Origin of the sequence: Gordonia oryzae (assembly GCF_003797185.1) — a bacterium.
GTDB classification, from domain to species: Bacteria; Actinomycetota; Actinomycetes; order Mycobacteriales; family Mycobacteriaceae; genus Gordonia; species Gordonia oryzae.
Genome location: NZ_RKMH01000006.1, coordinates 167509 through 179949, shown reverse-complemented (window position 1 = coordinate 179949; position 12441 = coordinate 167509). Strand labels below are relative to the sequence as shown.

The 12441-nt window shown below is 67.8% G+C and carries 10 protein-coding genes and 1 pseudogene; 6 read left to right on the top strand and 5 right to left on the bottom strand.

All coding sequences use genetic code 11. From position 1 onward, the window contains the following. The first annotated feature begins 154 nt into the window (after nt 1–154). The 3 genes from EF294_RS09585 to EF294_RS09575 are packed head-to-tail and all read left to right on the top strand — an operon-like array spanning nt 155 to nt 2176. On the top strand, nt 155–310 hold the full coding sequence (locus tag EF294_RS09585; protein ID WP_246007774.1) for a hypothetical protein: 156 nt from the start codon (nt 155–157) through the stop codon (nt 308–310). Then, nucleotides 303–1091 (top strand): enoyl-CoA hydratase/isomerase family protein, encoded by a 789-nt coding sequence (locus EF294_RS09580; protein WP_123928752.1) that lies wholly within the window; start codon nt 303–305, stop codon nt 1089–1091. The genes EF294_RS09585 and EF294_RS09580 overlap by 8 nt, the downstream gene beginning before the upstream one ends. A 23-nt stretch (nt 1092–1114) precedes the next feature. Continuing rightward, nucleotides 1115–2176, top strand: coding sequence for a class I SAM-dependent methyltransferase (locus EF294_RS09575; RefSeq protein ID WP_123928749.1), 1062 nt, complete (start codon nt 1115–1117; stop codon nt 2174–2176). Between the two features lie 95 nt (nt 2177–2271). Here EF294_RS09575 and EF294_RS09570 read toward each other — a convergent pair whose 3' ends face one another. Beyond that, entirely contained in the window at nt 2272–3453 is a 1182-nt protein-coding gene (locus tag EF294_RS09570; RefSeq protein WP_123928746.1) for an alpha/beta hydrolase, read from the bottom strand. 211 nt (nt 3454–3664) lie between these two features. Between EF294_RS09570 and EF294_RS22025 the strand changes: the two genes are divergently transcribed. After that, entirely contained in the window at nt 3665–4993 is a 1329-nt protein-coding gene (locus EF294_RS22025) for a THUMP-like domain-containing protein (RefSeq protein WP_246007773.1), read from the top strand. 237 nt (nt 4994–5230) lie between these two features. On the opposite strand, the pseudogene EF294_RS09560 reads toward EF294_RS22025, so the two are convergent. After that, nucleotides 5231–6121, bottom strand: a pseudogene (locus EF294_RS09560) (MFS transporter); the annotation flags it as partial. A gap of 189 nt (nt 6122–6310) precedes the next feature. Between EF294_RS09560 and EF294_RS09555 the strand changes: the two are divergent. Next, nucleotides 6311–7294, top strand: coding sequence for a GlxA family transcriptional regulator (locus EF294_RS09555; RefSeq protein ID WP_123928740.1), 984 nt, complete (start codon nt 6311–6313; stop codon nt 7292–7294). A 43-nt stretch (nt 7295–7337) separates the two neighbouring features. Here the strand turns inward: EF294_RS09555 and EF294_RS09550 are convergent, their stop codons facing one another. Continuing rightward, on the bottom strand, nt 7338–8672 hold the full coding sequence (locus EF294_RS09550; RefSeq protein ID WP_123928738.1) for an outer membrane protein assembly factor BamB family protein: 1335 nt from the start codon (nt 8670–8672) through the stop codon (nt 7338–7340). 115 nt (nt 8673–8787) lie between these two features. Here EF294_RS09550 and EF294_RS09545 point away from each other — a divergent pair, with 115 nt between their 5' ends. Next, nucleotides 8788–9558, top strand: coding sequence for an acyltransferase (locus tag EF294_RS09545; protein ID WP_123928735.1), 771 nt, complete (start codon nt 8788–8790; stop codon nt 9556–9558). 3 nt (nt 9559–9561) lie between these two features. Here the strand turns inward: EF294_RS09545 and EF294_RS09540 are convergent, their stop codons facing one another. Together EF294_RS09540 and EF294_RS09535 are read right to left on the bottom strand one after the other, a co-directional pair. Continuing rightward, on the bottom strand, nt 9562–10878 hold the full coding sequence (locus EF294_RS09540) for a glycosyltransferase family 4 protein (RefSeq protein ID WP_123928731.1): 1317 nt from the start codon (nt 10876–10878) through the stop codon (nt 9562–9564). Continuing rightward, nucleotides 10878–12440: a 1,4-alpha-glucan branching protein domain-containing protein gene (locus EF294_RS09535; protein WP_123928727.1), complete on the bottom strand. Its 1563-nt coding sequence runs from the start codon at nt 12438–12440 to the stop codon at nt 10878–10880. The genes EF294_RS09540 and EF294_RS09535 overlap by 1 nt, the downstream gene beginning before the upstream one ends. Nucleotide 12441: the final 1 nt, after the last annotated feature.

Genomic DNA, 12441 nt, shown 5'->3' with positions numbered 1-12441 from the left:
AGGTTGAGGAGGCCACGTTCCCGATCACCCGGGCGGCCGGGGGGATTCGGACGTTGCGGTACCTGTCGGCGGTCCACCGCGTGGTCATCAACGCATCCGGGGTGGGAAAACGCCTGCTCGCCGATCGGCGAGTCCGAGTGCGTAGTCGCCGTGCATGGAGGAGTCGAGGGCGACCGGTGTACTCACCGCGTGTGCCGCCGAACTTGTCGCCTCCGCTGCGGTGAGGATGCTCGATCTCACCGCTGCCGCCGCGGCGCAGGGACGGCTCGAACAGCCTGATCGTCAGACGGTAGCCTTCGACCATGCCTGAGTTCGTGACCCTAGAGACCTCCGACGACCATCCCGGTGTGGGCACCATCCTGCTCAACCGACCGCCGATGAACGCGCTGAACCGACAGGTCCAGTCCGAGCTGGCCGCCGCGGCCGCTGCGGCCACCGATCGTGACGACATCAAGGCCGTCGTCGTCTATGGCGGTCCCAAGGTGCTCGCCGCCGGTGCCGACATCAAAGAGATGAACGACATGACCTATCCGGAGATGGCCAAGGTCGCCGGTCGCCTGCAGACCGCGCTGGGGTCGATCTCGGAGATCCCCAAGCCTACGGTCGCCGCGATCACCGGTTATGCGCTCGGCGGCGGTTTGGAGGTCGCGCTCGGCGCGGACCGACGTATCGCCGGCGACAACGCGAAACTCGGCGTCCCCGAGGTCCTGCTGGGTGTCATCCCCGGTGGTGGCGGTACGCAGCGTTTGGCCCGTCTCGTCGGACCGGCGAAGGCCAAGGACATGATCTTCACCGGCCGGTTCGTCGGCGCCGACGAGGCGCTTCGGATCGGGCTGGTTGACGAGGTCGTCGCACCCGACGAGGTCTACAACGCGGCCCTGGCGTGGGCCGGCCAGTTCGCCAATGCGGCATCGGTGGCGCTGGCCGCCGGGAAGAAGGCCGTCGACCAGGGGCTGGGAGTGGACCTGGCGACCGGTCTGAAGATCGAGGAGCAACTGTTCGCGGCGCTCTTCGCCACCGAGGACCGCACGATCGGAATGGAGTCGTTCGTGGAGAACGGCCCGGGGAAGGCCCGGTTCACGGGTAAGTGAGCCGCGCAGAGGGAGAGGGACACATGACGACCACCGAGAACGAGCCGGGGATGAACAACGATGCTGGCGCCGCGTCGCCGGTCGATCCGACGCCCAACCCGCACGCCAGCGCCGAGGAGGTCGCGGCGGCGCTGACCGACACCAAGCTCGCGCAGGTGCTCTATCACGACTGGGAGGCCGAGACCTACGACGAGAAGTGGTCGATCAGCTTCGACGAACGCTGTATCGATTACGCGCGCGGCCGATTCGACGCCGTCCCGGCGGCACGTGCGGCTGCCGCCGGGAGCTCAGCGAGCGGGGCAAGTGCGGCTGCCGCCGGGAGTGAGCTGCCCTATGGGCGGGCAATGGAACTCGGTTGCGGCACCGGCTTTTTCCTGCTGAACCTGATGCAGTCCGGGGTGGCCGAGAAGGGGTCGGTGACCGACCTGTCGCCGGGAATGGTGAAGGTGGCGCTGCGCAACGCCGAGAACCTCGGGCTCGAGGTCGATGGCCGGGTCGCCGATGCCGAGAAGATCCCCTACGACGACAACACCTTCGACCTCGTCGTCGGGCACGCTGTGCTGCACCACATTCCGGACGTCGAGCAGGCATTGCGCGAGGTGTTGCGGGTACTCAAGCCGGGCGGTCGGTTCGTCTTCGCCGGTGAGCCGTCGACGATCGGTGACTTCTATGCCCGGTGGATGAGCCGGGCCACCTGGTATCTGACGACGAATCTCACCAAGCTCGCTCCGCTGCAGTCGTGGCGCCGCCCGCAGGAGGAGCTCGATGAGTCCTCGCGCGCCGCCGCGCTCGAGGCTGTCGTCGACATCCACACCTTCGATCCCGACGAGTTGGCGGGCATCGCCCGGTCGGCGGGAGCGTCGTCGGTGCAGACCGCGACCGAAGAGTTCGCCGCGGCGATGCTCGGCTGGCCGGTCCGTACCTTCGAGGCTGCGGTGCCGCCGGGCAAACTCGGCTGGGGCTGGGCCGGTTTCGCGTTCGGTTCGTGGAAGCGCCTGACCTGGCTCGACGAGAATGTGCTGCGCAAGGTGGTTCCGCCGAAGTTCTTCTACAACGTCGTGGTGAGCGGGTACAAGCCCAGTTAGCCCAGGTGTGACCGTTCTTCTCCAAGACTTTCACTCTTCCGCAAGAAATATCCAGCGGAAGTACGAAGGGTTTGGGGAAGAACGCTTTTCGGCCGTCACAACCCCGTGATCAGGTGCTCGGGCATCTGCCCGAGCACGGCGGCCATGTTGTATTGGGCCATCGTCGATTTGCCCTCGACGTCACGTGTGTAGGTGGCGTGGCCAGCCGATCCGACACGCCGGACACCGGTGCGATCGACGCCGGCGCGGGTGGCGAGGCGGATCAACGATGGACTCTCGACGGGGTCGCTGCCGAACAGTCCGAGGTCGGCAATCGGATCGTCGTCGTTCTTCAACACGTATGCGGCACCGGACTCGAGGTTGAAGCTCTCCGGTGTGTAGTCGAGGTCGAATCCGCGATCGCCGCCGAGGCCGGGGGAGCCGTAGAAGATGACATCGTCGACGAGTCCATGAGTCAGCCGCAGGGCCTCGGCGGTGACCAGTGACCCGTACGAGTGGCCCAGGGCAACCAGGTGGGGCCGGTGATCCGACGCCGCGGTGAGGCCGGCAAAGAACCGCGACAGGATCGGCGCGGCGTCGCGAGCCTTGCTCGACGTGGCGACATGCAATGCGCCGCGGGCCGTCGACACGCGCCGGCCCGGTCCCCTGAAATTCGGTGTGTCATAACCGATCCAGGCGATCGTGGCGACGGTCTCGGCGGGGCGTCCGACGATGGCCAGCTGGCGCAGGGTCTCCTCGCGCAGCAGGCGCCCCTCACCGCCCATGCCCTGATAGGGCAGATCGCCGGTCAGGGAGGGTTGCACGGTGGTCCCCAAACCGGGGGTGGTGACCCCGATGTGGTCGGCGGAGTCGGGATTGCCGATGGCCACCGCGGCGTGCCCGCGCTCACCGCTGTGCATGTCGAACGAGATGAGCAGTCGCGGATGCGCCGGCTCGGAGCGGTGGAGCTCCCGTTCGATCGCCCCGATGTCGGCGATCTTTGCATCGACGTACCACTTGCGCGAGTCATCGGAGGTGAATGTGCCGCCGAATCGGTTGTCGGCCAGCCGTTCTGCCAATGTGCGGCTCTGCTTCTCCAGGCTGTCGCGGACCGTCGGCAGCAGCGCGCGATTCGCGAGATCGCGGTCCGCGGCCGGGAGTCCGTCGCTGTTGCCGATCCACTCCGGGTGCTCGGTGTGCAACCGCTCTCGCTGCACCGCGGGCAGACCCGCCCACCACGCAGCACGTGTGGTGGGCGGGGCCGAGAGTTCGGCCGGACGGTCGTCTGTCGATGCCACGAGGTGAGACTAACGGCTGATGCTGGTAGCGGTCATGCCCGCGGTGCCCCGACGACGCTGTGGGCGATCGGTCAATCCGGCGGTGGGGGCGCCGGGCACTCTGGGCGGGTGCGAGGGGTGGGCTGTTCTGCCCGTTCCTCTCGAGGCGGACATCTGCTCCGAGGATGACCCAATTTGGGGGAGGACGACCGCACGGGGAAGGATGGGGGCGGTGGGGTATGGGTTCGGGTTAGGCGATGTGGCCTTTCTACGGTCGCGACACGGGGTGAAGGCCCTCGAGATGGTGTCGGCGTTGCCGTTGACGGATCGGTCGATGCTCGCCGATATCACCGAGGCGCGCAGCCGTTATGCCCCGCACGACGCAGCACTGATCGAGACCGTGCGGTGCCGTCGGCGCGCGGCCGGGAAGCTGCGCCACGCCGACGATCTCTTGCTCACCGATGACGCCCTGCAACAGGCGACCGCATCCCCGGTTGCCGGGCACCGCGCCGCCGAGATCGCCGCCCGCTGGCCAGGGGCAGTGGTCCACGACGTCACCTGCTCGATCGGCGGCGAGCTGATCGAGTTGGCCGCTGCCCCGGGAATCGGTGGGGTGATCGGCAGTGATCTCGACCGCGTCCGATTGGCCATGGCCCGGCACAACACGGTGGTCCGACAGAGCACGGTGGCCCAACAGAGCACGGTGGCCCAACAGAGCACGGTGGCCCAACAGAGCACGGTGGCCCAACAGAACACTATGGACCCGAAGAGCATGGCGATCGGTACGGGCCGAGACCCGACGCTGCTCGTCGCCGACGCTCTCACGCCGACGTCGGGAGCCGATGTGTTCCTCGCCGACCCCGCTCGCCGTTCGGGTACCGGCCGGGTCTTCCGTCTCGATGCCTTGACGCCACCGCTCCTCGATGTGCTGATGACCTACGCCGGGCGGCCACTGGTGGTGAAATGCGCTCCGGGACTGGACTATCAGGTATTGCGTGATCGGTTCGGGTTCGCCGGTCAGGTGCAGGTGACGTCGCTGGACTCGTCGGTGCGGGAAGCCTGTCTGTGGTCGGGCCCGGGGATCGACGACGGGCGTCGGGCCACGGTGATGCGCACCGACACCGACGGCACGATGCGGGTGTGGGAGATCACCGACGCCGAGTCCGACGACGTGGCCGTGGGCGAACCCGGGACCTTCCTCCTCGACCCGGATGGGGCGGTGGTGCGCGCGGGTCTGGTGCGCCACTATGCGCACCGGCACGGGCTCTGGCAGATCGATCCGCACATCGCCTATCTCACCGGCGATTCGGTGCCCGAGGGTGAGCGCGGTTTCCGCATCATCGAGCGCCTGCCCTCGACAGGGGAGAAGGTGCTCCGCAAAGCGCTCGCCGCGTACGACTGCGGTTCACTGGAGATCCTCGTTCGCGGCCTTGATGTCGACCCGGACTTGCTTCGAAAGCGGCTCAAGCTCAAGGGGGCCCGTCCGCTGGCCCTGGTGCTCACCCGCATCGGCCGCAAGGGGGTCGGCTTCGTTTGCGAGTCCGGCGTCCGGGCGGGCTGAGAGCCGGATCGCCGCACAGCATCCGGCAGCGATCACGCACAGGGCGGCGGCCACGTGGAAAGCGTTGTCGTAGGAGCCCTGTGCGTCGCGGATGTAGCCGGCGCCGAAGGCGGCGATGGCCGCCCCCACCTGATGAAAGGCGAAGACCCAGCCGAAGACCACCGGCGTGTCGACGCCGAAGTAGTGGCGGCAGATCGCGATCGTCGGCGGAACCGTTGCGACCCAGTCTAATCCGTAGAAGATGATGAACACCCAGGTGCTCGGTTCGGCGTGGGGAGACAGCAGCAATGGCAGCAGGAGTAGGGACACGCCCCGTCCGAGGTAGTAGACGACGAGCAGGACGCGAGGACTGACACGATCGGTGAGCCAGCCCGAGAACACCGTGCCCGCGACGTCGAAGATGCCGATCGTGGCGAGCAATGAGGCGGCGACGGTCGTCGGCATGCCGTGGTCGTGTGCGGCCGGGATGAAATGTGTACCGATCAGACCGTTGGTGGTGGCCCCACAGATCGCGAAACTCGCCGCCAGCAACCAGAAGGCGCGCACTCGCATGCCGTGGAGCAAGCCGCTTGCGGCGGAACCGAATCCACGAGTGGACAGTACCGGGTCCTCGCCACCGGGCCGAGCGCCGTAGGCGGTGGCACCGACGTCGGCGGGCCGGTCGCGGATGAACAGCAGGACCAACGGCACGACGGCCAGGGCGGCCACGGCGACGACTACCGACGCGACACGCCACCCGTGGGAGTCGGTGAGGTGGGCGACGATCGGCAAGAAGATGAGCTGGCCGGTCGCCGACGCGGCGGTGAGCACACCAGTCACCAGGCCGCGACGGTCGACGAACCACCGCGTGGACACGGTCGCCACGAAGCCCATCGAGATCGACCCGGTGCCGAGTCCGACGAGCACCCCCCATAACAACAGCAACTGCCATCTCGCCGTCATGAAGACGCCCAGCCCGGTGCCGGCGGCGATGAGGACCAATGCGATGGTCAGGATTGCTCGGACCCCGAAGCGATCCATGAGTGCCGCCGCGAACGGGGCGGTGACGCCGAACAGCACCATAGTGATCGACATCGCCAGGCCGACGGTGGCGTGCGACCAGCCGAACTCCATGTGCAGCGGATCCATCATGACGCTCGGCACGGCGCGGAATCCGGCCGCGCCGAGAATCGCGACGAAGCTGACGGTGGCGACGATCCACGCCCAGTGCGGGCGGTGTGGAAGACGTGCAGGCTGTCCGGCGCGGCGGGTATCGGTGGTCACCCGACCAAGCATCGGGGATGGTCACAACCATGTACCACTGGCATGATTGCCAATATGTCGGAAGATCATGCCACACCGGTGCCGCATCGGGTGGCGGTATTGCTCGTGCCGCCGGTGGTCGGTTTCGATGCGACCATCGCGCCCCTGCTGTTCGGACAGGCGGCCGACGAGGCCGGGCGCGCGTTGTATGAGGTGACCACGGTGTCGATCGCCCCGGGGCCGGTGGCGACCACCACCGCCTATCAGTTGATCGCGGGAGCGGGGCCCGAGGCGATCGCGACGGCCGATACCGTGATCGTCCCGGGCACCCGTGACGAGAACTGCCGTCGACGGGCGACGATGTCCGACGGTGTGGCCGCGGCGTTGGCACGGATCCGTCCCGACGCCAGGATCGTGTCGATTTGTACCGGGGCATTCCTGCTCGCCGCTGCCGGTTTCCTCGACGGCCGCCGTGCCACCACCCACTGGCGTTACGCCGACGACTTCCGAACGCTGTACCCCGCTGTCGCACTGGACGAGTCGGTCCTCTACGTCGACGAAGGGCAGATCCTCAGCTCGGCGGGGCTGGCGTCGGGAATCGACCTGTGTCTGCACATCATCCGTCGCGATCACGGCGCCGCCGTCGCCAATCGGGTGGCGCGGTACTGCGTCGTGCCACCCTGGCGTGAGGGCGGTCAGGGACAGTTCATCGAACGCGGAGTCCCCGACGACGCCGGTCACCTCACCCTGGCCACTCGGGAATGGGCGCTGACCCGCCTCGACGAGGCACTGAGCGTGGAACGGCTTGCCGCACATGCACATCTGAGTCTCCGCACCTTCATCCGGCGGTTCCGGGAGGAGACCGGAACGGCGCCGGGATCGTGGCTGCGAGACCGGCGACTCGATCTCGCGCGCGAACTACTCGAGACCACCAGCGCCTCGATCGACGAGATCGCCGAACAGTCGGGCCTGGGGTCGGCGGACAACCTGCGGCACCATCTACGCAACGAGCTCGGCATGGCTCCGTCGACCTACCGCAAGACCTTTCGCGGAGCGTGAGCCGACCGCGCCTGCGGCCGGCATCACCGGGCTCACCGCAGTTTTATTGTCCGGCGATGTTGCGCTTGCTGTCGAAGAAATACACCTCGCCGATATTGGTGGCGGTGGCGATCTGACCCGACGACGACACCGCGATCCCGGTAGCGAACCCACCCGAATCCGGTAGCGGCAACGACCGTTTCGTCTTGCCGTCGGTGGTTGACACCTCGGTCAGCGACAACGTTTGAGCCCCCGCATCACGAACCACGGTCCAGGCGCTACCCGCACTTGTCAGGGCCGAAAGGCTGACGGCGGCCAGATCATCACGCTGCCACACCTTCTCGGCGCGGTTGCCCTCGTCGCGCAGGAGGGTCAGCGGTGCGCCGATGACGCCGGTCGGAATGATCAGTCCATCCGGTGAAACCGTCATGGTGGCAAAACCGTAGCCCCCGTTGTCGTAGGTCCAGCGTGTCCGGCCGGTCGCCGCGTCGAGCGCCACGATCTGGCCGAGCCTGGTGAAGGCGTAGACGGTCGTGCCGTCCGCCGAGACCGTCGTCGGCCCGATGACTCCTCCGGGTACCTGTGCCTTCCACATTTCGGTGACCGTGCGCTTGCCGTCGGTGGCGGCATAGGAGAAGCCGCGGATCTCGCTCGCGATCACGCCGGTCGGCCAGACGTTGAGGAAGAAGCGTTGATGGGCGACGTCGACCGCGGGTGGTGCAGGGACCGGACAGCGCGGACCGTTGGTGACGCAGTCACCGAAGCCGTACAGCGGATCCCCCGGGTCGGCCTCCGGGCGCAGGCGCACCTCCGGGGCCACCGGGTTCGAGGTCTGGGTGTCGAGCAGCAGGATCTGTCCTTGGGTGGTAACCACCAGGACCACCCCGCTGTCGGCGAACTTCGCCGAGAGTGGCACCCCGATCACCGGCATCCGCCAGCGGATCGCTCCACCGGCATTGAAGGCGAGGAACGTGGTCTCCTCGCCGATATAGGGCTGATCGTATTGATCGGTGAGCATCGCGTTGGACGCGACGCCGTCGCGCATGTTCTTGCAGAAGTTCTTGCGGCCGTCACGCTGATCGAGCACCAACAGATCGCACCCCGAGGAGTTCGACGTGACACCCACGTTGCCGGTCGCCGAGATGGTCACCGGTGCGGTGACTGTGCCGCCGGTGGGACGGGTCCAGCTCAGCGCTAGATCGTCGGGGACCGTGGGGTAGACGAAGTTCGAATTGGCGGCGTTGCCGCCGAAACTGGACCACCCCGCGCCGTAGACGGAGCGGATGTCGATGTGTCCGTCCGAACAGGAAGACAGTGCCATCGCGGTCACCAGACCGAGTACCACGGCGACGAGCGCCGGAAACCGGCCTCGGGCACGTGAGCGTCGGGCAACCGCCATCGGAGCTCCTCTTCGCCTGGCCGTCGGAACCTCGCACCGGCGGCGCCAACGGTAGAGCCTATCGTGTGGCCCGCCGACGATGGCCACACTGGGGAGTCGATTAGGGTGGCCATCCATGACGACGATGTGGAATGCCAGCTACCGGTCGAGGTGGCGGGCCGGACGACGTCGGGATCCGGCGCAGGTGCGTTTCGTCAGCCTGGACTCCCTGCGGTGGGTGCTGCGTAATCGGGCATATACCCCGTGGTATCTCGTGCGATACGTGCGGCTGGCGCGATTCCGGCTCGCCAACCCTCACATCGTGTTGCGCGGCATGGTGTTCCTGGGCCGCAACGTGGAAATCCACGCGACCCCCGAGCTGAGCCGGATGGAGATCGGTCGGTGGGTGCACATCGGCGACGGCAACTCCATCCGCGCGCACGAGGGCAGCCTGCGCATCGGCGACAAGACGGTGTTCGGATGCAACAACGTCGTCAACTCCTATCTGGACCTGGAGATAGGTGGTTCGACGCTGATCGCCGACTGGTGCTACATCTGCGATTTCGACCACCGGACAGACGACATCACCTTGCCCATCAAGGATCAGGGAATCGTCAAGGGGCCGGTGCGCATCGGGCCCGACACCTGGATCGCGGCCAAGGTGTCGGTGCTGCGCAACACGATCGTGGGACGCGGGTGCGTGCTCGGTTCGCATACGGTGGTGCGTGGGGAGATCCCCGACTACTCGATCGCGGTCGGTGCGCCCGCCCGGGTCGTCAAGAATCGCAAGGATGCCTGGGATGCCAACGTCGCCCAGCGTGCCGAACTCGAACGCGCACTTGCCGACATCGAGCGCAAGAAGGCCCAGGCCGACATCGAGCGCACGCAGTCACAGTCGGAGAAGTAGGGTTCACTCCGGCTGAGCCGGGTCCCGTTCGGGTAGCGGGCGTCGGTTGATGATCGGTCGCCCTGACGGTTGGCGGACCCGACGTTTGGCCGAAGCGTAGACCGACGCGGTGCGCGCCGCGACCTCCGTCCACGCGAAATCCTCCGACAACCGTGCCCGCGCGCGGCGGGCGCGCTGCGCCGACGAGCCGGGATCGGTCAGGGTGGCCCGCACCGCCGCGGCCAGTCCGGCCACATCGGCGGGCTCGAACGACAGGCCGGTCACCCCGTCGCAGACCGCCTCACCGAGGCCGCCCGCGGTGGAGGTCACCAGGGGAATCCCGGTCGCCGCGGCCTCGAGTGCCACGATCCCGAACGGCTCGTAGCGGCTCGGCAGTACGATCGCGGCGCAGCGATGCATCAACTCCACCAGGCCCCGATGATCGACCGCGCCGAGGAAGGTCACCGCGCGCCCGACCCGATGTCGGCGGGCCTGCTCGGTCAGCCACTCCAGCTGCGTTCCGGTGCCGGCGATGGTCAGCGTTGTGCCCGGGTGGGTACGACGGATACGAGGGAGCGCGGCGATGAGGTCCTGTACGCCCTTCTCGTATTCGAGCCGGCCGGCGAACAACAACTCGGCGGGACCGGTCGGCGTCGAGTGCGGCGCGAACGGCCACGCGCGGATGTCGATGCCGTTATGGATCACCGTGATATCGGCGAGGCAGGGACCCGAGACAGGGCGCTCGGTACCGGAGGGGTTGGGCACCGACGGGCCGAACAGGCGGGTCACCTCGTCGCGCATCGACTCCGAGCAGGTGATCAGGGCGTCGGAGTCGGTCGCCAGCCACCATTCCACCGAGTGGACCTGGCGGTTGATCTGGCCGCTGACCCAGCCGCTGTGGCGTCCGGCCTCGGTTGCGTGGATCGTGGAGATCAGTGGCACGTCGAAGATCTCGGCGAGCGCGATGGCCGGGTGCGCCACGATCCAGTCGTGCGCGTGGACGACCTCCGGAGTCCAGCTCGTCGCTCGTGACCCCCGCTCGCCGGCGAGGATCGTCAGCCCCGCTCGGATGAATCCGTGGCCCATCGCCAGTGTCCAGGCCATCATGTCGGTACCGAAGGAGAACTCCGGCGGGTCCTCGGCCACCGCGATCACCCGCACCCCGTCGACGATGCGATCGGTCGTCGGATGCGACACCGCATCGGTACCCGAGGGATGGCGGGTGAGGACGACGACGTCGTGGCCGAGGACGGCCAACTCGGTGGCCAGATGGTGCACGTGACGACCCAACCCGCCGACGACGACCGGTGGGTACTCCCACGAGATGAGTAGGACCCGCATCACCGGCACCGCCCGGTTGCGGCGCCGGTGATCTCGAGCAGTCGTCGGGCGTCGAGGTCGGCGAACAGATTGTCGGCGTGAGACCAGTTGTGTCGCAACCTCTCCGCCGCGTCGGCGCGGCCACGGAGGGCGGCGTCGACGATTTCGCGGGTCGCGTGGGCGTGGGTATGGGCCCGGCCGATCGCATAGTCGGCCGCGGTGTCCTTGGACACCATGAACGGCCAGTCCGACGAGACCGTCAGCAGCGTTTCACGAACGATCTGATCGGCGACGTGGTTGCGGCCCACCCGCGGGTCGACGAGTTTGTCGATCGCCTCGAGCGCGGTCCGGCTCACCTCGGCGTTGAGCTGCACGAGATGTGACACCTGCGGCCCCTCCCAGACGCGCCAGTCCTTGCCCGATCCCCACGACGAGGCCGGAAGATCTACGGGCGCACCGACATAGCCGTGCGAGGCGGCACCGGCGAGGGTGCCCACCTGCACGCCCGCCTCGGGTAGCCCGCGCAGGACGCGTTCGAGCCAGACCGGTCCCTCGTGCCACCAATGACCGAACAACTCGGTGTCGAAGGCCGCGACCACCAGGGCCGGTCGTCCGATGCGCTGCGATTCGGAGATCAAGCGCTGGCGGACGTGGCCGATGAAGTCGTCGACGTGGCGATCGATCACCGCATCGGCGCGCTGCGGGTCGTAGGGCTTCTTGTCCTGGGCGGCCACGGTTTTCCCGGTCACCCGCGACGGCTTGAGTCCGGTCGCGTGATCGTAGGTGTGGAAATCGCGATACGCGGCGTGCCCCGGGTACCCCGACTTCGGGGACCACACCCGGTAGCTGACGGTCAGGTCACGGCCGAAGGCCAGGACGTCGCCGGTGCCGACGGGTCGTCCGAGTGCGGTGTCCCCGTGCAGCGTCGGGCCGTCGACGATGAAGTGGCCGACGCCCGCGGCGGCGTACTCGGTTTCCATTCCCGGGGCGAAGGCGCACTCGGGAGCCCAGATCCCGTGCGGTCTTGTACCCCAGCGTAATTGGGCATCGACGAGACCTTCGCTCAAGGAGAATTGCCGCAGCCGGGCGTCGAGCAACGGTGCGAACGGATGGGCGAGCGGACCGCCGAGGATCTCGGCGACGCCGCTGTCGGCCACCTGGCGGATCGTCGCCGCGCCACCGTGGCGCCAGTGGCGCTCGAATTCGCCCAATGCCTGTGTCGCGCTGCGGTGTTCACGTAGACCCAGGGCACGGCGGTCGGTGTCGGCGTCGACGGCCGCCTCCATCGCCCGTAACCGCCAGTCGGCCAACCACTCATACATCGACGCCGTGCAGTGCGGGTCGTCGAGCTGTGCGGCGAGCACCGGGGTGATCCCGAGCGAAACCGTGTCAGAGAAACCGTCGGCGGCCAATCGTCGCAGCATCGCGAACACCGGGAGGTACGAGGCGGCCCACGACTGATACAGCCATTCCTCGCCGACGGGCCATCTGCCGTGGTTGGCCAACCACGGCAGATGCGAGTGCAGGACCAGGGTGAACTGGCCCGGGACGGGGGCCGGCGGGGTCCGGTGTGGGGTGGGCATG